Origin of the sequence: Paenibacillus sp. FSL L8-0435, assembly GCF_037965655.1 — a bacterium.
In the GTDB taxonomy this organism is placed as follows: domain Bacteria; phylum Bacillota; class Bacilli; order Paenibacillales; family Paenibacillaceae; genus Paenibacillus.
In genome coordinates this window covers 4833837-4857082 of record NZ_CP150185.1, presented here as the reverse complement: position 1 = coordinate 4857082, position 23246 = coordinate 4833837, and the positions used below count along the sequence as shown (strand labels likewise).

General features: G+C 47.5%; 16 protein-coding genes and 2 tRNA genes. 17 read left to right on the top strand and 1 reads right to left on the bottom strand.

Annotation, left to right across the window (positions count from 1 at the left end; all coding sequences use genetic code 11):
- Nucleotides 1-57: 57 nt before the first annotated feature.
- Nucleotides 58-2733, bottom strand: a complete 2676-nt coding sequence (locus NST33_RS21625; protein WP_339305013.1) for a YhgE/Pip domain-containing protein — start codon at nucleotides 2731-2733, stop codon at nucleotides 58-60.
- 707 nt (nucleotides 2734-3440) lie between these two features.
- Here NST33_RS21625 and pyrR point away from each other — a divergent pair.
- The 17 genes from pyrR to NST33_RS21540 all read left to right on the top strand — a co-directional run bounded on the left by pyrR (nucleotide 3441) and on the right by NST33_RS21540 (nucleotide 23172).
- The gene (gene pyrR, locus NST33_RS21620) at nucleotides 3441-4004 is read left to right on the top strand and encodes a bifunctional pyr operon transcriptional regulator/uracil phosphoribosyltransferase PyrR (protein ID WP_017687330.1); all 564 of its coding nucleotides are present in this window, start codon (nucleotides 3441-3443) and stop codon (nucleotides 4002-4004) included.
- Entirely contained in the window at nucleotides 4001-4915 is a 915-nt protein-coding gene (locus NST33_RS21615; protein ID WP_279303086.1) for an aspartate carbamoyltransferase catalytic subunit, read from the top strand. Before pyrR ends, NST33_RS21615 begins: the two co-directional genes overlap by 4 nt.
- 125 nt (nucleotides 4916-5040) lie before the next feature.
- Nucleotides 5041-6345, top strand: coding sequence for a dihydroorotase (locus NST33_RS21610; RefSeq protein ID WP_339305011.1), 1305 nt, complete (start codon nucleotides 5041-5043; stop codon nucleotides 6343-6345).
- Nucleotides 6346-6800: 455 nt separating this feature from the next.
- On the top strand, nucleotides 6801-7943 hold the full coding sequence (carA, locus tag NST33_RS21605) for a glutamine-hydrolyzing carbamoyl-phosphate synthase small subunit (RefSeq protein ID WP_047843735.1): 1143 nt from the start codon (nucleotides 6801-6803) through the stop codon (nucleotides 7941-7943).
- Between the two features lies 1 nt (nucleotide 7944).
- Nucleotides 7945-11163, top strand: coding sequence for a carbamoyl-phosphate synthase large subunit (carB, locus tag NST33_RS21600; RefSeq protein ID WP_047843734.1), 3219 nt, complete (start codon nucleotides 7945-7947; stop codon nucleotides 11161-11163).
- Nucleotides 11164-11266: 103 nt separating this feature from the next.
- Nucleotides 11267-12007, top strand: a complete 741-nt coding sequence (gene pyrF, locus NST33_RS21595) for an orotidine-5'-phosphate decarboxylase (protein WP_339305009.1) — start codon at nucleotides 11267-11269, stop codon at nucleotides 12005-12007.
- Complete coding sequence (pyrE, locus tag NST33_RS21590; RefSeq protein ID WP_036674850.1) at nucleotides 12004-12645, top strand: orotate phosphoribosyltransferase; 642 nt, start codon at nucleotides 12004-12006, stop codon at nucleotides 12643-12645. Before pyrF ends, pyrE begins: the two co-directional genes overlap by 4 nt.
- A 290-nt stretch (nucleotides 12646-12935) precedes the next feature.
- Nucleotides 12936-13865 (top strand): ABC transporter ATP-binding protein, encoded by a 930-nt coding sequence (locus NST33_RS21585; protein WP_339305007.1) that lies wholly within the window; start codon nucleotides 12936-12938, stop codon nucleotides 13863-13865.
- Nucleotides 13828-14937, top strand: a complete 1110-nt coding sequence (locus NST33_RS21580) for an efflux RND transporter periplasmic adaptor subunit (RefSeq protein ID WP_339305005.1) — start codon at nucleotides 13828-13830, stop codon at nucleotides 14935-14937. The genes NST33_RS21585 and NST33_RS21580 overlap by 38 nt, the downstream gene beginning before the upstream one ends.
- Complete coding sequence (locus tag NST33_RS21575; RefSeq protein ID WP_339305003.1) at nucleotides 14937-17861, top strand: FtsX-like permease family protein; 2925 nt, start codon at nucleotides 14937-14939, stop codon at nucleotides 17859-17861. Before NST33_RS21580 ends, NST33_RS21575 begins: the two co-directional genes overlap by 1 nt.
- Before the next feature lie 2 nt (nucleotides 17862-17863).
- Nucleotides 17864-18727: an ABC transporter ATP-binding protein gene (locus NST33_RS21570; RefSeq protein WP_036614799.1), complete on the top strand. Its 864-nt coding sequence runs from the start codon at nucleotides 17864-17866 to the stop codon at nucleotides 18725-18727.
- 21 nt (nucleotides 18728-18748) lie between these two features.
- Complete coding sequence (locus tag NST33_RS21565) at nucleotides 18749-20200, top strand: extracellular solute-binding protein (protein ID WP_339305001.1); 1452 nt, start codon at nucleotides 18749-18751, stop codon at nucleotides 20198-20200.
- 131 nt (nucleotides 20201-20331) lie between these two features.
- The gene (locus NST33_RS21560) at nucleotides 20332-20496 is read left to right on the top strand and encodes a hypothetical protein (RefSeq protein WP_017687342.1); all 165 of its coding nucleotides are present in this window, start codon (nucleotides 20332-20334) and stop codon (nucleotides 20494-20496) included.
- Between the two features lie 71 nt (nucleotides 20497-20567).
- Nucleotides 20568-20641: transfer RNA gene (locus NST33_RS21555), tRNA-Met, on the top strand.
- A 56-nt stretch (nucleotides 20642-20697) separates the two neighbouring features.
- Nucleotides 20698-20771, top strand: a tRNA-Ile gene (locus NST33_RS21550).
- Between the two features lie 176 nt (nucleotides 20772-20947).
- A complete protein-coding gene (locus NST33_RS21545; protein WP_336761819.1) occupies nucleotides 20948-21373 on the top strand; it encodes a hypothetical protein in 426 nt (141 codons plus the stop codon).
- A 242-nt stretch (nucleotides 21374-21615) separates the two neighbouring features.
- On the top strand, nucleotides 21616-23172 hold the full coding sequence (locus NST33_RS21540) for a tetratricopeptide repeat protein (protein ID WP_339304997.1): 1557 nt from the start codon (nucleotides 21616-21618) through the stop codon (nucleotides 23170-23172).
- The last annotated feature ends 74 nt before the right edge of the window (nucleotides 23173-23246 follow it).

Below are 23246 nucleotides of genomic sequence, written 5' to 3'. Positions count from 1 at the left end.
AAGGCCATTGGATGGAAAGTCCAATGGCCTTATCTTATTTAGTGTTGAGCACATGAGTTAAGCAATAATTTTGGTCTTTTTGGCATTCTCGGCTGAACGTTTGGTGAGACTGCTGAGTGGGCGTTTCAAAGCAAGTGCAACGATGAGACTCAGCGCGATGAACATACACAACCACAGAATATCCTTGATGGCAGTAGACCACAATATGCCGCCGACCGACTCACGCAGCAGACTGATCGCATACGTGAAGGGCATGAACGGATTCAATGCCTGGAAAAAGGGTGATGTCATGCTGATTGGGAACGTACCGCCGGAGCTGGAGAACTGGAACACCATGAAGATAATGGCGATCCCTTTTCCGATATTCCCAAAAACGGACAGCAGGGTGTATGTTATGGTGACAAATACGGCACTCACCAGCATGGCAAACAGGACAAACCACAGTTTATCTGCGACATAGGTACCCAAGATTAAGATATCTCCCAGGGTGACGCATATCGCCTGAAGTAACCCAATGGTCAGAAAAGTAGCGAGACGTCCAAGATACAACTCATATCCCCGGAACTTGCCCTCTGGATTTTCAGCTTCGGCACGAAGCAGAGAAATCAGTAGTGTTGAGCCAACCCACAAAGACAGCACGCCATAAAATGGTGACATAGCCGATCCATAATTCGGAATCGGGTAAAGCTGTTGTTCCTTGATTTGCACCGGACTTGCAAGGAAAGCACTTTCTTCTTCGATATCACCACGCAAAAGTTTGGCAAGTTCGGCAAACTGGTTATTACCTTCGACCTCCCGAAGTTTGTCAGCAGCCTTGCTGATGGCACTTTCCAATGCTGGCAGATCATCACGTACCAGCGTGGCAACTCTGTGAACTCCTTTTTCGACCTCCGGAAGCTGGTTCTGGACAAAATCCGATGCCTTGCCTATCTGTTTCTCGGCATTAGGCAGATCATTACGAACAAAGTCAGCGGCTTCGTTCAGTTTGTTTCCCAGCTTGGGCAGATCGTTTCGAATTAATGAAGACACTGTGTTCAGAGCTTGGATAAAACCTTCACTTTTGTTCGCGAGTGTCTCTGATATCTCATGGATCTTAGATTGTATTTGAGGCAGTTCGCTCTGGATTTTTGTCAACTCGGTCTGCCCAAACGTAATCCCTTCTTTGGCTGATGCAAGAATGTCTGCAATATCCGGAATACGATCTTTTGCTCCTTGTAGAGTTTCTGCTGAAGTGGAGAGGGTAGACCTGAACTTATCCGCACCAGCTGCAAGTGCAGGAGATATTTCACTTTCATAGGTGTTTAAGATATTGCCAATCCCGCTGCTGATGTCCTTCGAGAGTGTATTTAACTGAGCGATGACGTCTGTCGGTGGAGTTGTATTACGACGCATGGCATCACTGATGATGCCAGTCAAGCGGATTTGCAACTGAAGTTTATCAGAAATGGAGTTCAGTTGTGTAATTTTATCGGCAAGCGGTTGGCTTGGAAGCAATTTATTGATGTTGCCCAATAGTTCTGCCATACTGTCCACGAGTTTTACCGCAATCCCTAAACGCGAAGCAATCCGGTCGAGATCTTCTGCTGTAGGAAGGTTACTAAGATCAGAATGTTGCAATTGTGCAAATACGTCTCCTGCAGCGTTAGTAATCTGCTGCACCAGCAGCAGATTTTGGCGGATCGCCGGGCCAATTGTCTGAAACGCTTCTTCACTGGAATCCACGAACTGATTTAATCCCTCAGCAAGCTCAATCCCGTTGCCAGCGATTTGTGATACTTTGTCCAAATCTTGCTCTGCTGCCGTTACGATAGACAGAGCTTTGTTGGTTTTATCCAACGCTGTTTGGATGACATCTGATACCTGGCCAAAGTTTTCATCCACTTCTCGAATGCGTTCTACCGCTTTTTGTATATCCGGTATCCGCCCTTGAATAGCCAGCACTTCGGAAGCCGCATCATTGATTTGTGGCCAATACTCCTGCACCTTGAGCACATACTGTGCTGCTTCATTGATTTCAGGCAGTTTTTTCTCGATTTCAACGATCTTTTGAGCATCTTTTACAATCTCGGGCATGGCTTTTTCTACTTCCAGAACCTTTTGACCTGCGGCTTGAATAGCCGGAAGATTTTTCTCCAGTGTAAAAATGCCATTCTCCATCTTGCGCAAAGTTGGAAGCTGGGTGTTAATTTCAACCCCGGCTTCCTTCAACTTGGTTAGAACGGCCTCACTGACGGCTTCAGTGAAACTTTCATTGATTTGTGTTGTTATGGCAGATACACCGGAGCCTGTGATTTTAGGAGCAATGGCATTGACTTTCTCATTAACGGTATAGATTACCTCTGGACGTTCCAGCTTTCCGTCAACGATACCTGTAATTTTGGACGAAAAGTCTCCGGGAATGAGCAGGCTTGCATAATATTCTCCTGTTTGTACCCCCCGACTAGCCTCAGTCCAATCTACAAAAGTCCAGCCCAGCTTCTCGTTGTGTTTGAGGCTGGTTACCAGTTCGTCTCCGATATTAACGTTGGTTCCTTCAACAGTCGCACCCTCATCCTCGGTTGTCACTGCAATTTTGATCCCTTGAGTGTTACTGTATGGGTCCCAGACGGATTTCACATTGACCCAGTCATATACCCCGGGTAGTAGAATAATAGCCACAATTAGAAATATACCTGTGGGGACCTTCAGAATATGCAACCAGTCTGTTTTGTAAACGTGCCAAATGTGACGCATGACTTCCTCCTAAATGTACATAAATGTAGGGCGTATCTTATTTCTATGTCGCTTATTTGTGAATCTTATGTATATCGGCATTATTGCAGCATCTATGAATGGGTTCATGTTTATAAACTGTACCCATTCCACTCGTTGCTAATTCGGAATCTTCATATATTACTTAAATAAAACTCACCGTTTGTTCTAAAAAGAAGTGTCTGTCTCTACTTGAGTATAGTCAGAGGTTTATTTTGGTTATATCAAATTTCTCATTTGCCTATGGATAAATATGCAGAAATGATGTATAATTATGAATAACCAATGAGATGTATTGTGCATGGATGTTTTTCAGCCTAACTGCTGATTCTAAGAAGAACGTAGCAGAGGGTTTTCACCTGCGATGGTGAGGTGTTGACAGGGGGTTGTCTTTCTGTCATAATTCATGAAGACAAACGGACATATTGAGTACAGAACCCTGTGAGGTCCTGCAATATGAACGACATGAATAGCACCTTTAAATCAGTCCCGTGAGACTGGCAAGGTAACGTGAACGATACATCGTTTTTTGCTGCGGCAAATGAAACGATGCATCCCCGAGAGTAAACTTTCTTCAGAGCGGTCTGAAGTTCGGAGACTCCTTGCCAATAAACACGGCAAGGAGTCTTTTTTGTTCTCCTCGTCACGGGGCCATGATGCTGAAGGGATATCCTGAGGAGGCTGAACGCATGAGCACAGAGACACATGTCATTATGGATGAGACGGCGATCCGCCGCGCACTAACACGGATTGCCCATGAGATATTGGAGAAAAACAAAGGAATCGACGATTGTGTGTTGGTCGGTATTCGTACACGCGGGGTTTACCTGGCAGAACGGATTGCCGCCAAGATTGAAGAAATCGAAGGCGCCAAAGTCCCCTGGGGAGAACTGGATGTGACTCCTTACCGCGATGACCGCTTGGACGAAAATAAAGCGAATCGCAAGGAAATGTTGATTATGACACCTGAATCACTTTCGATCCACAACAAAAAAGTGATTTTGTTCGATGATGTGCTCTATACCGGACGGACGATTCGCGCAGCGATGGATGCCCTGATGGACTGTGGAAGACCGCAGAACATTCAGCTGGCTGTACTCGCAGACCGCGGACACCGGGAACTTCCGATCCGACCTGATTTTATCGGCAAGAATGTGCCGACTTCCAAATCAGAGGAGATCGAAGTTGCACTCATGGAAACGGATGGACAGGACGAAGTCAAAATCACTCAGAACCGGGGGGAGCAAGCATAATGATTACACAGACAGCATTGAGAGACCGAAGCTTGCTTGGACTGAAGGAACTTAGTCGAGGAGAAATTGAGTCCATTCTGAACAGAGCGGCTCACTGGGAAGCGCAGAAAGAGAAACTGGTTCCTGTACTGGAATCACGCTTCGTTGCGAACATGTTCTTCGAGAACAGCACACGTACCCGCTTCTCTTTCGAAATGGCAGAGAAACGCCTGGGCGCACAAGTGCTGAACTTTACGGCAGCCGCATCCAGTGTGGAAAAAGGAGAGTCCATTTACGATACGGTACGAACACTTGAGTCGATGGGCATTGATGCAGGCGTGATCCGGTTGAAACCGGCAGGCGTTCTGCAACAACTGGCTCAGAAAGTGAATGTACCACTCGTGAACGCTGGAGACGGCAACAATGAGCATCCCACACAGGCCTTGCTGGACCTCTACACGATGAGGAAAGCATTTGGCGAACTGAAAGGCTTGCGTGTTTCCATCATTGGTGACATCCTGCATAGCCGTGTAGCTCGTTCCAACCTGTGGGCACTGCAAAAGTTTGGTGCAGATGTACGCTTCTGTGCTCCGCAAACAATGCAGGCACCGGAACTCGCAGAGCATGCTCCTTATGTCGGTCTTGAAGAAGCGCTGGATGCAGATGTAGTCATGATGCTCCGTGTTCAACTGGAACGTCATCAACATGGCTTAATTACTTCAGCTGAGGATTATCGCGAACACTACGGATTGACGGAAGAACGTGCGTCACGCCTAAAACCAAGCACCATTATCATGCACCCTGCTCCTGTGAATCGCAATGTCGAGGTAGATGACGCGGTTGTGGAGAGTGAAGCATCGCGGATCTTCCCGCAGATGGCAAACGGCGTTCCAATCCGCATGGCGGTTATGGAACGTGCGATGAAACTGTAACAGGGTCTGGCTGTGGGTCATAGGCTGATGGTACGGAAGTTCTTATAGAGCAATAGAGAGTACACGATAAAGAAAATCATCCGGCTTGCCTGGTAAGCCGGACAGAACCGAAGCGGAGGGCAATTATGCTACAGATTATAAAAAACGCGAACATCTTGAACCAACAAGGGGAACTTGAACGGAAAACCATCATTATAGATGAAGGTAAAATTAAAAAAATCGCTGGTCTGGAAGACCAAGCCGTACTGGATGCCGAAAAGTCAGCGCAAAGTGTAACAGACGCATCAGGCAAACTGGTCATTCCGGGATTGATCGATATGCACGTACATTTGCGTGAACCTGGATTCGAACACAAAGAGACGATCGAGACAGGTGCCCGTTCAGCAGCACAAGGTGGTTTTACAACGATCGCTTGCATGCCGAACACGAGACCAGTAACAGATACAGCGGAAGTTGTGAAACTGGTATTGGATAAAGCCAAAGAAGCTGATCTGGTTAAAGTGTTGCCTTATGCAGCCATTACAAAAAACGAACTGGGTCGTGAACTTACCGATTTTGCCGCATTAAAAGAAGCTGGTGCTATTGGATTCACAGATGACGGTGTAGGCGTACAAAACGCTCAAATGATGAAAGATGCCATGAGCCTCGCGGCAAGCATGGATATGCCCGTGATCGCTCACTGTGAAGATGACTCACTGGTTGTTGGTGGATATGTGACGGAAGGTGAGTTTTCGAAGCGTCACGGCATCAAAGGGATTCCAAATGAATCCGAAGCTATCCACGTTGGCCGTGATATCCTGCTCGCAGAAGCAACGGGAGTTCACTACCATGTCTGTCACGTAAGTACAGAGCAATCGGTTCGCTTGATTCGTCTAGCGAAGTCCATCGGCATTAAAGTAACTGCTGAGGTGTGTCCGCACCATCTGGTGTTATCGGATGAAGATATCCCGGGCATGGACGCCAACTGGAAAATGAACCCGCCTCTGCGCTCACCACGCGATGTGCAGGCTTGTATCGAAGGTTTGCTGGACGGCACGTTGGATATGATCGTAACTGATCACGCGCCACACAGTGAAGAAGAGAAAGCCAAAGGCATGGAGCTGGCACCGTTCGGAATCGTAGGATTCGAAACAGCCTTCCCGCTGCTGTACACGAAGTTTGTGGAAACAGGACTGTGGAGCTTGGACTTCCTGGTGAAACGTATGACAGCTGATCCGGCACGTGTATTCCGACTGGATACAGGCAAACTGGAAGAGGGAGCACCAGCGGATATCACGATGATTGACCTGAACGAAGAAAAAGCAGTTGATCCTGCAACGTTTGCAACCAAAGGAAGAAACACTCCATTCACAGGCTGGAAGCTGAAAGGCTGGGCCACACAAACATGGGTGGATGGCAAAAGCGTATGGAGCAACACTGTACAACAATAAAACGGTAATTTAGTAAATTGATAAATTAGTAACGCTATATCTTTAAATCTTTAAATCAGCAATAGTAACTCTTAACTTTTTTAAAACAACAAATCTTTTTTAAATCTAACTCTAGCTCTAACTCTAGAACTTAATCTATAACTTTTTACACCAGTAACATCTTTTCAACTAACTCGAGGCAAATCATGCCGAGAGTCTAACATACGAAACAAGCAAAGTTGAATGTCATGATTTTGAACTTGGACTCCAACGTAACTGCGGAGCGGACAGAAAAGACCCGAAGAAGCAAAGCGTTCGCCTTTATCACCGGATTACATCATTTGAAAAATGATAAAAAGTAGTCCGGGGATAACAGCGATCAAAGGGTTTTCTGTACGCGGAGCCGCACAATCGTAACGTCACCCATGTTCAACTCAAAATATTCAACGTTGATAAACACAGAGGAGTGAAATGGGATGCAGGCACAGGCAAGATTATTGTTGGAAGACGGCACACTGTTCACCGGGAAAGCATTTGGTGCTGAAGGTGAAACTACAGGTGAGGTCGTTTTTAATACGGGAATTACAGGCTATCAAGAGGTGCTTTCGGATCCTTCCTATTGCGGTCAAATCGTGACCATGACGTATCCACTGATCGGAAACTACGGTATTACGCGTGATGACTTTGAGTCGATTCGTCCATACGTGCACGGTTTCGTTGTGCGTCGTCATGAGCCAACGCCAAGCAACTGGCGTGCGGAATACAGCGTAGACAATCTGCTCAAAGAATACGGCATCGTAGGAATCAGCGAAATTGATACACGCATGTTGACTCGCCGGATTCGTCACCACGGCACAATGAAGGGAATTCTCACAACAGGATCGAAGCCTGTGGAAGAACTGCTGGAGATGATGGGAGACACCACCATTGCCGAGCTGCGTAACCAGGTGCCAATGACTTCTACAGAACATGTCTACAACAGCCCGGGAACGGCTGAACGTATTGTGCTCGTGGATTATGGTGCTAAAACAGGAATCTTGCGCGAACTCAGCAAACGTAACTGTGACGTTGTTGTTGTTCCACACGATGTAACAGCAGACGAAATTCGTCGCCTGAACCCGGACGGCATTCAACTGTCCAATGGCCCTGGGGACCCGAAAGATGTACCTCATGCGGTTAACATGATCAGTGAACTGCTTGGCGAATACCCGATCTTCGGTATCTGCCTGGGTCACCAGTTGTTCGCACTTGCAGCAGGAGCAGACACCGAAAAACTTAAGTTTGGACATCGCGGAGGAAACCACCCGGTGAAAGAACTGGAGAGCGGACGTTGCTTCATCACATCCCAGAACCATGGATTTACCGTAAACGAAGAGTCTGTGAAGAGTACAGACCTGGAAGTTACACATATCAACAATAACGATAAGACCATTGAAGGTCTGAAACATAAATCATTCCCGGCATTCTCGGTTCAATATCACCCTGAAGCAGCCCCGGGTCCTTACGACAACAGCTACCTGTTCGACCGCTTCATCGAGATGATTCGCGAGCACAAGATCACTAACCCGCAAAAGCCGCGTCAAGCCGTATTGGCAGCCGCAGTGAAAGGAGCACAATAACATGCCGATTAACAAAGATCTCAAAAAAATCCTGGTGATTGGTTCCGGTCCAATCGTCATCGGTCAAGCGGCCGAGTTCGACTATGCCGGTACACAAGCTTGCCAGGCTCTGAAAGAAGAAGGCGTGGAAGTTGTACTTATCAACAGCAACCCGGCGACCATTATGACAGATACAAACATGGCTGACAAAGTCTACATCGAGCCTATCACACTGGATTTTGTAACCCAAATCATTCGTCAAGAGCGTCCAGACGGCTTGTTGCCAACACTGGGTGGTCAAACAGGTCTGAACATGGCTGTAGAACTGGCTCGTGCAGGCGTGCTGGAACGTGAAAATGTGAAATTGCTCGGAACACAGCTGACATCCATCGAGAAAGCGGAAGATCGTGATCTGTTCCGTGACCTGATGCGTGAATTGGAACAACCTGTACCAGAGAGTGTAATCGTAACGACACTTGAAGAATCACTTGAATTTGCAAATGAGATTGGTTATCCAATCATCGTGCGTCCAGCCTATACACTGGGCGGAACAGGCGGCGGAATCTGTGCGAACGAAGAAGAGCTGCGTGAGACTGTGGCAGCGGGAATTCGTTACAGCCCGATTGGGCAATGTCTGGTCGAGAAGAGTATTGCAGGCATGAAAGAAGTCGAGTATGAAGTGATGCGGGACAAAAACGATAACTGTATCGTTGTCTGCAACATGGAAAACTTTGACCCGGTAGGTGTTCATACAGGCGACAGTATCGTTGTAGCACCAAGCCAAACTCTGTCGGACCGTGAATATCAAATGCTGCGTTCAGCTTCCCTGAAAATCATCCGTGCCCTGAACATCGAGGGTGGATGTAACGTACAGTTTGCACTGGACCCACACAGCTTCCAATACTATGTTATCGAAGTAAATCCACGGGTAAGCCGTTCATCGGCTCTGGCTTCCAAAGCAACGGGTTATCCGATTGCAAAAATGGCTGCCAAAATTGCCATGGGTTACACGTTGGATGAAATCGTAAACCCGGTAACAGGCCAAACGTATGCTTGCTTCGAGCCTACACTGGATTATATCGTGAGCAAAATTCCTCGCTGGCCGTTCGACAAGTTCATCTCGGCGAACCGTAAACTGGGAACTCAGATGAAAGCAACAGGCGAAGTAATGGCGATTGGCCGGACATTCGAAGAGTCGATCCACAAAGCAGTTCGTTCCCTGGAAATTGGCGTACATCGCCTCTACCTGAAGGATGCTGAAACGCTGGACGAAGCTACCCTGAACGAGCGTCTGATCAAAGCAGATGATGAGCGTATCTTCCTGATTGCCGAAGCATTCCGCAGAGGGTATACGCTGCAACAGCTACAGGATTTGACCAAGATTGACTGGTGGTTCCTGGACAAAATCGAAGGTCTGATCGCATTTGAAGATCGCATTCGCGAAGAATCTGAATTGTCTTCCGACATTCTGTATCAAGCGAAACGCCTTGGATTCACAGACCGTGCCATTGCTGAACTGCGTGCGCAAGGTCAACCAGGAGGCACATTAACAACTGAAGCGGAAGTTAGAACTCGTCGGGAAGCAGAGAACCTGCGCCCAGTGTACAAAATGGTAGATACATGTGCGGCTGAGTTTGAAGCAACAACGCCATATTACTACTCCACTTACGAGACAGAGAATGAAGTGATCCCTTCAGACAAGAAAAAAGTTGTGGTACTGGGTTCAGGACCAATCCGGATCGGTCAAGGGATCGAGTTCGACTACTCTACTGTACACGCAGTATGGGCATTACAAAAAGCAGGCTATGAAGCAGTCATTATCAACAATAACCCGGAGACGGTGTCTACGGACTTTAATACATCGGATCGTCTGTACTTTGAACCGCTCTTCTTCGAAGATGTCATGAACGTGATTGAACAGGAGAAACCAGTAGGGGTTATCGTACAGTTCGGCGGTCAAACGGCCATCAACCTGGCAGCACCACTGCGTAATGCAGGTGTAACCATTCTCGGAACGGATCTGGAAAGCATCGATGAGGCGGAGGATCGCAAGAAGTTCGAGCGTCTGCTCTCCCGTCTGGAGATTGCACAGCCAAAAGGTAAAACGGTCATTTCCGTTGATGATGCAGTAGAAACAGCTCAAAGTCTGGGCTACCCGGTACTGGTTCGTCCTTCCTATGTACTCGGCGGTCGTGCGATGGAGATTGTATACTCTGATGCTGAATTGCTGACATACATGGAACAGGCGGTTAAAATCAATCCGGAGCATCCGGTCCTGATCGACCGTTACATGATGGGTAAAGAAGTTGAGGTTGACGCCATCTGTGATGGTGAAACGGTATTGATTCCGGGAATCATGGAACATATCGAGCGTGCAGGGGTTCACTCTGGTGACTCCATCGCGGTATATCCTCCTCAACATCTGTCCCAGGATTTGAAAGAAAAAATTGTAGAGATTACCATCAAAATTGCGAAAGAACTGAAAACGGTAGGTTTGGTCAACATCCAGTTTGTTATCCATGATGGCCAAGTGTACATTATCGAGGTGAACCCACGTTCATCCCGTACCGTACCATTCCTGAGCAAAGTAACCAACATTCCAATGGCGAACTTGGCAACACAAGCCATTCTGGGTGTGAAACTGAAAGATCTTGGTTATGTCGATGGACTGTGGCCTGAATCGGATCATGTATCTGTCAAAGTTCCGGTCTTCTCCTTCGCGAAGCTGCGTCGTGTAGAACCAACCCTCGGACCTGAGATGAAGTCTACAGGTGAGGTTATGGGCCGTGACCCGAATTACGCTAAAGCGTTGTTCAAAGGTCTCATCGGTGCAGGAATGAAAATTCCGGCAACCGGAGCGATCGTAGTAACTGTGGCAGACAAAGACAAAGATGAAGCGGTTCCTTTGCTCGAAGGTTTCTACAGACTGGGTTACAAAATCATGGCTACCGGCGGAACAGCAGCTGCGCTTGAAGCAGCGAACATTCCGGTAACGACTGTGAACAAATTAAGTGAAGGTTCGCCGAACATTCTGGATATGATCCGTAGCGGCGAAGCAAACTTTGTCTTCAACACACTCACCAAAGGCAAAACACCGCAGCGTGATGGATTCCGTATCCGTCGTGAAGCGGTAGAAAACGGCATTGTATGTATGACTTCATTGGATACGATTCGTGCGCTGCTGATCATGCTGCAAACGATCAACTTCTCTTCGGAAGCAATGCCTGTCTTTGTAAAATAAATAACTCTCTGATGAAGGACATCAGTCAGCCTGCGGGCTGGCGGGATGTCCTTTATATCGGGCAAAAACGGAAAAAATGAGCAAGTGGAGGGGAGCGCTGGTGATGAATCAAGCGAGTTTCAATGAAATGGCTGGCCGTCTGATGGTGGCACTGGATTATCCTGGAGCGGAAGAAGCTCAAGAATTGGTACAAGCTCTTGAGGGCATTCCCTGTTATCTGAAGGTGGGCATGCAGCTGTTCTACGCAGCAGGACCGGACTTTATTCGGGAGCTGAAATCCAAAGGTTACTCCGTTTTTCTGGATGTGAAAATGCATGACATTCCCAACACCGTTCGTGGCGGTGCTGAAAGTATCACACGTCTTGGGGTAGACATGTTCAATGTACATGCAGCGGGTGGGGCCCTCATGATGCGTGCTGCACGTGAAGGTGCTGAGGCAGCAATCGCTGCCGATCCTTCCCTTAGTAAGCCCGAGATTATTGCAGTCACCCAACTCACCAGTACAAGTCTGGAAACGATGAATAACGAGATTGGCATCCCGGGAAGTGTGGAAGCTACTGTGGTCCGTTATGCAGGACTAGCCCAAGAGGCTGGACTCGATGGGGTTGTTGCTTCTCCACTGGAAGTGCCCGCAATTCGGGCAGCGTGCGGCAGTGCTTTTCACACCGTTACACCGGGAATTCGTCCAGCAGGTAGTGGTCTGGGAGATCAGACACGCGTCTTGACGCCGGGTGAAGCCATCGCCAGAGGCAGTCATTACATTGTTGTAGGCAGACCCATTACAGGCGCTCCGAATCCGCGAGAAGCGGCAGAAACCATTTTGAAGGAGATGTTGAACGCATGATCGAACTCAATGAGATCCCAAATCATATTGCTTCCCAACTGTTGAAAATTAAAGCGGTGGCTTTGCGCCCACAGCAGCCATTTACATGGACATCCGGCATCAAATCACCAATATACTGCGATAACCGTTTAACGATGTCCTATCCCGAGATTCGCAACGATATCGCTGAAGCCTTTGCAACGATTATTCGGAACCAATACCCGGATGCAGAAGTAATTGCAGGTACGGCAACCGCAGGTATCCCGCATGCTGCCTGGGTGGCTCAGAAGCTGAATCTGCCGATGGCCTACATTCGTGATAAAGCCAAGGGACACGGCAAGGAGAACCTGATCGAAGGTCTGATTACCGAAGGACAGAAAGTGGTTGTCATTGAAGATCTGATCTCTACAGGTGGCAGTTCGATCAAAGCAGCCGAAGCTGTACGTGTAGCAGGTGCAACACCGTTGGCCGTACTTGCCATTTTCAGCTACCAGCTGGATAAAGGTGTGAAAGCATTTGAAGATGCTGGAATTCCACTTCAGACGCTGTCCAATTATACGGCTTTGATGGATGTGGCTTTGGCTCAGGGAACGATTCAGGAGAGTGACTTTGAGTTGCTTAAATCCTGGCGTGAAGATCCTTCTTCATTTGGTAAATAATATCATTGATACCTCGAAAAAATGTTCAGGATTGAACGGTATCAAAATTGTAATGATTGCCGTCATAGCGGCAAAACCATCGAATATGCAAGAGGCATCCCGCACTTTGGGGTGCTTTTTTTGTTTGTTCATCAAAATATTAACTTTTTCCCTCTACCGTTGTAAAAAGCTTGTAACTTTTAGTTGGGATCGGTCGTTTATAATTCAGTGTAGGATGGAACAGATTTCTAATTTTAGGTTTTTTGAAGAAATGAACGGGATTTCAAGAAAGGATGAGCGTGATTGCTGGCATGAAGAATTTATTTCTCAGAAAAAGACCTGCCAAGAGCCAGTCAGGCGATGAACATCAACAGGGGGAAACACCGTTAGAGACATCGACGGAGTCGGGGGAAAATACATACAACAATGAACACGATTACCCGACGAATAAACCTCCGTTACCTGAAAGTGAAATCGCTTCAGATGAAGTGGCTGCAGCTGCTGTCACTACCGTTGAGGAACCCCAGAAGAAGATCAAACCAAAGAAGGATATGCTGCCTCCATATGATGGACCTGTACTGGAGGTGCGTAACGTGCATCGCAGTTTCCAGACAGGCAGTCGTATCATCCATGTGCTCAAAGGCATTGATATGGAAGTGAATCCGCAACAACTGGTCATGCTGAAGGGGCGATCAGGCTCAGGCAAAACAACACTGCTGAATATGCTCGGTGGACTGGATCAGCCTTCAAGTGGAGACATTCTGTTCTCCGGTCAGCCTCTTCAGGATTGGGGAGATCGGCGGCGGACCGCTTTGCGGCGCAAAGAGATCGGTTTTATTTTCCAGGCATATGCACTCATGCCCTTATTATCTGCTTGGGAAAATGTAGAACTGTCGCTGCGCATGGCGGACGTTCCGCGAGCGGAGTGGAAGGACAGGGTTGGTCACTGTCTGGATCTGGTTGGACTCTCCAAACGGGTGAAGCACCGACCTTTCGAAATGTCGGGGGGAGAGCAACAGCGGGTGGCTATAGCCAAGGCGATTGCCCATAGACCCAGATTGTTGCTTGCGGATGAGCCTACAGCGGAACTGGATTCCAAGATGGGCGCTCAGGTCATGGCCGTATTCCGCAATATTATTGAAGTAGAACAAGTAACAATATGTATGACTACACACGATCCTACAATTTTGGAGGTTGCGGACCATGTTTATGAAATGGCGGACGGCAGATTTATCAAGTAAAGGGGCCGCTCCGAAGAGGGGGAAACGCGCAGCACTTGTTGTGCTTGGTGCAATAATGGCTGCAACGATGTCCGGCTGCTCATTGCTGCCGTCAGAAACAGAGGAAGAAGTGCTTCCACCTATTACACCACCAACGATCTCCAAGAAACCGGAATATGAAGTCCGGACGGAAACGTTGGAGAAAAAAGTAAGTGGCAGCGGCAAGATGATGAGTCAGCGGGAAGAGAAGGTGTACTTCACGCTTGATGGCATGCATGTCAAAGAGTTAAATGTTAAACCAGGGGATAAAGTGAAAAAGGGTCAACTTCTTGCTGTCCTCGATGTGGAGAGTGTAGAGAAGGAGATCCGTGGCAAGAAACTGGCTATTCGCAAATCCGAAGTTCAAATGAAGGAAACACTCCGCAAGAAGGATGAGATGGACCCGGTAGAGTTCGAAGAATCAACGATTGCGTTTGAAGAACTACGCCAGGAACTCGCTGATCTGGAGGAACAACTGGGCAAAGCCACGTTGACCGCTCCGTTTGGTGGCACCGTTATTGCTGTGCAGGTAGAGAAGGGTGCAGCCGTGAAAGCGTATGATCCGATTGCTACGATTGCGGATACATCCAATCTGGTTGTGGCAGCTACCTTTGCCAAGGAGGATCTGGAGAAGTTCTCCGCGGGTATGAAGGCAGAAGTAGATATTAATGGAGCTGGTAAAGTCGCTGGCAAAATTAAAGTCATGCCTATCGCGGAAGCATCGGGAAGCGGTAGTGGCGAAGGGACGGGTGAAGGTGGTACGCCTCCAACCAAGGAAACGCTGGATAAGTATGTCATCGTTACACTTGCAAAAATGCCAAAAGGCGTCGAACGTGGCACACCACTATCGGTCTCGATTGTAACGCAGCGTACCGAGAACGCAATTGTGATTCCTGTATCCGCTTTGCGCTCCATCGGCTCAAGAACGTACGTACAAGTGGTGGAGAGTGATGGCAGCAAGCGTGAAGTGGACGTTGAAGTTGGACAGCAGACGTCGACAGATGTTGAGATTCTGAAAGGTCTGACCGTAGGCCAGAAAGTAGTGGGACGCTAATGGGGCTGCCATTGCTTCGGCTGCTGTTCCGCAAAATGTGGAACACGCGCTGGATGACCTTCAGCACACTGATCGGATTGATTGTGGCGGTAGCGTTCACCGTCAGTATTCCAATGTATGCCGATGGTGCGTTGAAACGGGTCGTCGCGCAAACGCTGCAGGATAACAGTGAAGGGTTGCCAGCCGGTTCGTTGCTTATGAGTTATCAGGCACCTGGTGGCGTGAAGACAGACACACGGGGTCTGGATGAAGTCGATCGTTATATTCGTGAGGATGTCCCTCGCGATATTGGTTTTCCTTTTCATACGTATGTGAATTCAAGATCTATTCGCAGCACAGAGGTGAGCCCGGAAGATCCAACCAAAGTGGATGCCAGCAGGGCGCGCAGTATGAGTCTGGGTACGATGAGTGGGCTGGATGCACAGGTGAATTACTCTGCCGGGGTGAAACCTGGAAACCAGGTCAAAGATGACACGATTGAGGCAGTCATGTTGGAAGAGGGCATGTATCGTAACGATCTGCATATCGGTGACATTCTGGAATATCCGGTGTATAGCGGTCTTGATATCACGTTACGTGTGAAGATTACGGGTTCCTTCAAGGCAGATGATCCGAACAGCCCTTACTGGGTACAAGGATTTGACGGCATGATGAATGGACTTTATGTGGATGAATCGGTTTTTAATGATGTTTTACTGAAGGAAAAAGGGATTTCACTTCAAAATTCACGTTGGTATTATGCCTTTGATCTGAAAGAAATTCAAACCAGCCAGTTATCAGGTCTGACTTCCATGCTGGAAAGGCTGGATATCGATCTGTACCAGCGGCTGAAAGATACAAAAGTGGACATCACCTTTGGTGATCTGCTTAAGCAGTTCCGCAGTCAGAGTCTGCAACTGCAGACGATGTTGTTTACCTTGGCAGCACCGATGATTGCGATGGTCTTTTATTTTATTGCGATGAATGCCAGACAGTCATTACAGAAGCAAGAGAGTGATATTGCGGTATTGCGCAGCCGTGGAGCTTCAGCTCGGCAGATATTCTCTCTCTACCTGCTTGAAGGCATATTTCTGGGGGTTATTGCGCTCGTTATTGGGCCGTTGCTTGGTTGGTTTATGGCCAAGAGTATCGGTTCAGCAAGTGGCTTTCTCTCGTTCGTAGATCGGAAGTCTATTCCGATCGGTGTATCAAAAGAAGCCATTCTCCTGGGCGTAGCAGCGGTCCTTGTTGCGATCATCGCATCCCTTATCCCTGCGATAACCTATGCACGGGCAACCATTGTTTCGGCCAAACGGCGGCAAGCACGAACAGATCGTGCTCCAGTATGGCAACGCTGGTTCCTGGACGTTGTGTTGCTGGGTCTGGCTGGATATGGATACTACCTGTTCTATGAACGTCAGATGTTGACCTTCCAGACGGGAATGACAACCGATCAGCTGCAGGTACAGCCGTTTCTGTTCTTTGTACCCGCACTCGCGATCTTTGCGCTTGGACTATTCTTCCTGCGCTTGTTCCCATGGATATTGAAGCTCATCCAGCTGATCGGTCGTAAATTTCTCCCGGTCCCGCTGTATCTGACATTAACACAGTTGTCGCGTTCATCTTCTTCATATTATCCGCTGATGATCCTTCTTGTACTGACACTGGGACTTGGGGTATACAACTCGGCTGCTGCTCGGACGATTGATTTGAATTCCACTGAGCGTACCTTGTACCGTTATGGTTCTGATGTGATTATGCAGACTGTGTGGGAAGGAACACCTGAGGTTAAACCTGGTGGTTCCGGACAGAATGGCGGTACGGGTGGAGGTCAACAAGGTGGTGGCAATGGAGGAGGAGGTTCTGCTGGAGGGGGTTCTGGCGGAGGAAATGGCGGTGGAGGTGCTCCAGGTGGTGGCGGTGGCGGTTCTTCGCAGCCATCCAAAGTCATCTACTCCGAACCTCCATTCGAAGTGTTCCGCAGATTAGATGGGGTTGAACATGCAGCACGCGTGCTGCAGACCAAGGGCAATATTATCGTTTCTGGTAAATCGGGCGGACAGGGGATGCTGGTCGGAATTGATAATGTGGACTTTGCTCAAGTGGCATGGTTCCGCAACGATCTGTTCCCAGCACATCCCTACAAGTACCTTGACTTGCTTGGTAAATATGAAGGGGCTGTGTTGATCTCTTCCAAATTTGCTGACAAGTTCAAACTCAAAACTGGAGATCTTGTCTCCATGGGTGTACAGGGACAGGCGATTGAATTCGTCGTGTTTGGGATCATTCCTTACTGGCCAGCCCAGTATCCGGATCAGATGCCATTTTTCGTGGCGAATCTGGATTATATCTATGATCAGGTGCCTCTGATTCCTTATGAGGTATGGCTGAAAATGGAACCGGATGCCAAAGTGGCTCCGCTTATGGAGAAACTTGCAGCAGAGGGCATTGAGTTATCTTCTGTGCGTGACGTCCGCACCGAATTGGTGTCTCAGGGTAAACATCCGTCAAGAGGTGGCGTATTCGGGATTCTGAGCCTTGGTTTCCTGGTATCCGTTATTATCTCGTTGATTGGATACGTGCTGTACTGGTTCTTCAACCTGTCCGGCCGAGTTGTGCAGTTTGGTGTATTACGGGCCATGGGGTTATCCCGGGCACAACTGAGCGGTATGCTGCTGCTGGAGCAGGTGTTCACAGCGGGGCTGTCGATCCTGCTGGGTATTGGGATTGGTCAGGTATCCAGTCGTTTATTCCTGCCATTCCTGCAAACGACGGATAATGTATCTGCTCAGGTACCTCCGTTCCGGATTGTGTTTGAACAGCAAGATATGTTGCAACTGTATGGGGTCACTGTGGTGATGCTGGTCATTGGTGCAACGATGTTGCTCTGGCAGATTCGCAGATTGCGGGTTCACCAGGCAGTCAAAATGGGAGAGGAGAGGTAAACGTGATCCAATGCGAAGGACTTGTCAAAATTTTTAAATCCAGCGATGTGGAAGTCGTTGCCCTTCAGGGTCTCAACCTGACTGTCAATCAAGGTGAAATGATGGCGATCATCGGTAACAGCGGTAGCGGTAAATCCACACTGCTGAATATTCTGGGTGGGCTTGATCGTCCTACGGCTGGTACGGCCGTTGTGGGAGACTGGGATTTGCTCAAGATGACAGATGCCCAATTGGTCGAATACAAACGTCATACGGTAGGTTTTATCTGGCAAAATAACGGTCGTAACTTGCTGCCTTATCTCACTGCACTGGAAAATGTGGAGACTCCCATGATTCTGGGAGGCAAGCGTGATCGTGCATACGCGAAACAGTTGCTCGAATGGGTAGGCCTTAAGGATCGGATGCATAACAAATTGCATCAATTGTCAGGAGGAGAGCAACAACGGGTAGCGATTGCGATCTCATTATCCAATCGGCCCAAAATTCTGCTTGCAGATGAACCAACCGGTTCGGTCGATTCCGAGACTTGTGATACAATCATGGGCATTTTCCGAAGAATGAACAAGGAACTTGGCGTTACAATTGTCATCGTTACCCATGACTTGACGCTTGCTGGCAAGGTAGACCGGATCGTTGCGATTCGGGACGGCTTGACCAGTACCGAGTTTGTGAAGCGCAATCCAAATTTGGATGATGAGCATAACTTGTCCGAAGCGGGTATGCCGGACATTCACGAAGCATTTGTCATTATTGACCGTGCAGGGCGGCTTCAGGTGCCAAAAGAGTATCTGGAGGCCTTATCCATTGATAATCGGGCTACATTGGAATTTGACGGTGAACGTATTGTTATTACGCCGCCAAGATAATTAATGAGGGGGAATTGGAAGATGAAGAACAGGTTGTGGGGAAAACGTGTGCTGGCTGTCATCGCTACTGCGACGCTGGCACTGCCGCTGATTGCCGGCTGTACGGCAAGTGAGGCCAAGGATACGGAACAGCGTGTATTACGTGTGGCAACGTTGTGGGGAGGACAGGATGATAGTTACTTCCGTCAGCAGTTCACCGATGCTTTTGAATTGACACATCCCAATGTAACCATCGAAATTGTGGCTGCTGTTGATCAGAGCAGCATGTATGGGTATGGCAACACGGAAGAACAGCCGGAAGTTCCGGATACGATGGAGAGTCTGAAGAAGATTATGACTGGGGATAACCCGGTTGACGTTATCGTGGCTGATACCGCCACAGTGAAATCATTAATTCAGGAGAATCTGGTGAAACAGCTGGACCCACTGATGCAGGAAGATAAGTTTGATACCAGTGATATCGTGCCTAGTGTACTGGAGGGAATTAAGGACCTTGGGGATCAGAGCATTTATGCATTGACACCAACGTTCTCCTCATCGGCTTTGTTCTATAACAAGGGTATGTTTGCAAAAGCAGGCGTGGAACCGCCAACGGACAACATGACATGGGATGATATTTTCAATTTGGGTACCCGTCTAACGAAAGGTGAAGGTAAAGATCATGTATTTGGTTTCTCCTTCACGACATATCAGGGTGGTTCGCCGTACTACTCCATGCAGCAGTACTACAGCTCGTTGCAGCTGAAGACGTTTGATGACAAAGCAGAGAAGATGACAGTAGATTCTCCTCAATGGGAGAAAGTGTGGAGCACCATCAGCAAACTTGCGATTGACAAAGTTATTCCTAAAGGCGACGAACCACAGGATCAGGATCCGAGTGGGCGTTATGATCCAGTACAGGGTGACCTATTCCTGAGTGGCAAGTCAGCCATGGTTATTGGTGATTACAGCTATATTAATCAATTAATTGATGCCAATAAAAATGCGGATAAAATGAAAGACTTTACGAAAGTGGATTGGGATGTGGTAACACCGCCAGTTCACCCGGAAGCTCCTGAAATTGGAGGCAGCATCTATCTGAGCAACCTCATGGCGATTAATAGTGCGGCTCAGAACCCGGATGATGCGTGGGAACTGATCAAGTACATGAACAGTGAGGACTGGGCTAAGATCAAAGCACGTAGCAGCTACGAGATGGTATCACGGAAGAGCTTCATTAAACCCAAAGACGGCCTGGATTATAACATTCAAGCATTCTATGCGCTGAAGCCGATTCCGCCAACCAATACCAACCTGGATAAAATGTATCAAAAATCCCCAGGCTTATGGCAAGTCAATGAAAAAGGTATGGAATATTTCAACCAAGTGCTAGAGAATAAAAAGACACCAAAAGAAGCGCTTGGTGAGTGGGCAGCTAAAGGAAACGAGATGCTGGAGAAATTGAAAAAGGATCCTAAAGCTACGTTTCAATAAGATTTGATGAAGTAGTCATATCATGATAGGGATAGCCGCTGAAGATTTTAATCTTTGGCGGCTATTTTTATGAAAATGGGGTATTCTACAAAAAGCAGGAATAAATGACGACTCCGGAAAGGACGAGCGGTATGCACTGGGTATATTTCAGCAAGTTGTATGCAACCAAATTTCAGGCAGGATGTCTGGCCAAACGTATGGAGCAGGATGGGTGGATTTACGGTCATAATGAACCAGCGGAAGTGGAAGTTTATCGATCACGTAAAGGACGTTACGGTGTACGTTTTATTCCCTGACATTACCCCTTGACTTATAGGGTGGTGATAGTGTATATTAATTAAGTCGCTGTTTTAATATTTCTTACTGACGCGGGGTGGAGCAGCCCGGTAGCTCGTCGGGCTCATAACCCGAAGGCCGCAGGTTCAAATCCTGCCCCCGCAATTTAGTTTCACTTGGATGATTCACAGCCATCATCTGCACGTTATACATTATGTCTAGGGCCCTTAGCTCAGTTGGTTAGAGCGGTCGGCTCATAACCGATTGGTCACAGGTTCGAGTCCTGTAGGGCCCATATTCTTGAAACCCTTGCTCAGCAAGGGTTTTTTTCTGTCTTCATTTAGGGGCTGGATTAAAAGGTAAAAGTCATCATTGTTGGTATGCCCTTTTTTGCGCATCTCAGTGTATGTCCACGCCGCACACCAAATCTCGCATATACTATCCTATCCCAACCCATAGGAGGTAGATTTCATGAGTCAATTTATTGATGCAAGAACCTCGCAGAATGCGAGTTTGGCAGGTTCTATTGCTATACCTATTCTGGTGATTAACACGCCTCAGTTATTTGGACAGATTGGTTTGATAACCACTGCTGGCATTGGGGCAAACCCGCGGGTGCAGTTCAAGGGAACTGTGTCTGTGCAACTTCCATTAGCGATCGCTGGTATAACCATTACAATTGTCAGAGGAACTTTGCCAACAGACCCTGTTATCTATTCCGCAACGTCTACGTTTAGCTTGAGCATCCTGGCACCTCAGATTATTACCTTCTCTGCCGATGACTTCAATCCGCCAATCACACCGCAATTGACGTACACTGCATTTGTGAGCTCTAACTTGTTGGGAACAGTCCGTGTTGGCCCTGAGAACTTCGACGGAGTTTTGTATTCTGATTAGTGTTGAGTGCACCTGCTCCAAAGTGGATTAGATCATTCATTTTCTTAAAATGAAGGACATCACAGGCCTGCCCTCAAAAGCAGGTTTTTTTCTTATTGAAAGGGAACACTGAACTCCATCGAGTCGACAAGGTTCTATGATATAATACATTACAGAGATTGGAATGGTATTCGATAATAAAGTGATACATGAACATCTAAGAATCTTATGAAATTATAGATAGAAAGCAGGTTTAACGTTTAATGACGTCAAATGAAAGTCAACGTTTTCGTTACAGCGAAGCTCCGGTCTGGGATTGGCAGAGAGCTTATTATGAACAGAAGGGGTTACAAGCTTGGACAGAGAACCAAGTACCTCAATATATTACCAGTAATCCGATGATTGCCACGACGTATGCAGAGATGATCTTTGGTTTTCTTCAGGACCTATCGAACAAAGGAAAGATCAGCGAGACCGTAACCATTCTTGAACTTGGAGCGGGTGTAGGGCGTTTGGCGCATCAAATTCTCCTGAAACTGCTTGAATTAAAGGAATTTGCCGGAATAGAGTTACCAGCTTTCAGATATGTGATGACGGATCTCGTAGCGGAGAATGTACTGGGTTGGCAGGAGCATCCATCCATGCAATCCTTTATTCAACAAGGTATAGTGGATTTTGCACGTTTTGACGCTGTAGCGGATACGGAGTTGAATCTGGCCGTTGCAGGTACGGTTATTCGGCCCGGTGATCTGAAACAACCGTTGTTGTTGATTGCTAATTACTTTTTTGACAGCATTCCACAGGAATTAATCTACATTGGGGATGGCGAGATCTATGAGTGCGATCTGCTTGTACAATCCCCGGATCGTCGTCTTGATCTTGAGCCTGCTGAGATGCTGAAGAACATGACGCTGAGTTATGAATATCGCCGAGCGCCGGAATACAGTGCGGATAACTATCCTTATCAGGAGCTTATCACATTGTACAAGGCGGAGCTGGAGGATTCACATATTCTTTTTCCTGCCATCGGCTTGTCCTGTCTTGAACGCTTGAACAAATTGTCACAGTCAGGTTATGTGTTGATTACCGCTGATAAAGGGGATCATCGGCTGGATAACTGGAAGTTCGCAGAGCCACCCGAATTCGTTCTTCACGGGAGTTTTTCTCTAACAGCCAATTACCATGCGATTCAATATGTCCTGGAACAAAAGGGCGCCTATACTCGATTCACGACACATCATTATAAAGATCTGAATGTTGGGTGCATGTTGATGGTGGAAGAACCGATGAATTATGTGAACACGCGGTTAGCCTATCATCGATTTGTTGAGCGTTTTGGACCAGATGACTTTTTCAGCATGAAACAATGGGTAGACTCTCGGATAGAGAGTATGGAGTTGAAGCATATTTTACCATTTTGGCGTCTGGGCGGATATGATGCTGAGTTCTTGATTCACAGTGCGACGCACATTTCCAGTCTTCTTCCTGATGCAAGTGATGAGGAAATGCTCGATATTCAGTCTGGGATTCATACGATGTGGTCGTCCTACTATGTGATGGAGCAGCAAGGCGGTCTGGCATTTCTGGCAGGGCAGCTATTATATGAGATGTATATGTACGAGGATGCCAAACGGTTTCTGGAGTTATCATTGGTTGCAGATCCGAGTAACCATAATCCAGCCGTCTTATACGATTTGGCTGTGTGCTGTTATGAACTTGAACTGGAAGAAGAAACCCTGTCATATACGCATAAAGTATTGGCTTTGGAACCTGATCATGAAGAGGCGGCAGCGTTGCTCCAGAGTTTCGAGTTGATATGAACGGAACAATTGAAGTCCTGTCTCCTATATGTCTAGAAATACTGATGGTTGTATATAAAATTGAAACTTAATTG

Coding starts and splice junctions, on each gene's coding strand:
- NST33_RS21560 (WP_017687342.1), top strand. CDS start 20,332: ATGCACTGGGTATATTTCAGCAAGTTGTATGCAACCAAATTTCAGGCA.
- NST33_RS21585 (WP_339305007.1), top strand. CDS start 12,936: ATGAAGAATTTATTTCTCAGAAAAAGACCTGCCAAGAGCCAGTCAGGC.
- carB (WP_047843734.1), top strand. CDS start 7,945: ATGCCGATTAACAAAGATCTCAAAAAAATCCTGGTGATTGGTTCCGGT.
- NST33_RS21625 (WP_339305013.1), bottom strand. CDS start 2,733: ATGCGTCACATTTGGCACGTTTACAAAACAGACTGGTTGCATATTCTG.
- NST33_RS21545 (WP_336761819.1), top strand. CDS start 20,948: ATGAGTCAATTTATTGATGCAAGAACCTCGCAGAATGCGAGTTTGGCA.
- carA (WP_047843735.1), top strand. CDS start 6,801: ATGCAGGCACAGGCAAGATTATTGTTGGAAGACGGCACACTGTTCACC.
- pyrF (WP_339305009.1), top strand. CDS start 11,267: ATGAATCAAGCGAGTTTCAATGAAATGGCTGGCCGTCTGATGGTGGCA.
- NST33_RS21540 (WP_339304997.1), top strand. CDS start 21,616: ATGACGTCAAATGAAAGTCAACGTTTTCGTTACAGCGAAGCTCCGGTC.
- NST33_RS21580 (WP_339305005.1), top strand. CDS start 13,828: ATGTTTATGAAATGGCGGACGGCAGATTTATCAAGTAAAGGGGCCGCT.
- pyrR (WP_017687330.1), top strand. CDS start 3,441: ATGAGCACAGAGACACATGTCATTATGGATGAGACGGCGATCCGCCGC.
- NST33_RS21610 (WP_339305011.1), top strand. CDS start 5,041: ATGCTACAGATTATAAAAAACGCGAACATCTTGAACCAACAAGGGGAA.
- NST33_RS21565 (WP_339305001.1), top strand. CDS start 18,749: ATGAAGAACAGGTTGTGGGGAAAACGTGTGCTGGCTGTCATCGCTACT.
- pyrE (WP_036674850.1), top strand. CDS start 12,004: ATGATCGAACTCAATGAGATCCCAAATCATATTGCTTCCCAACTGTTG.
- NST33_RS21575 (WP_339305003.1), top strand. CDS start 14,937: ATGGGGCTGCCATTGCTTCGGCTGCTGTTCCGCAAAATGTGGAACACG.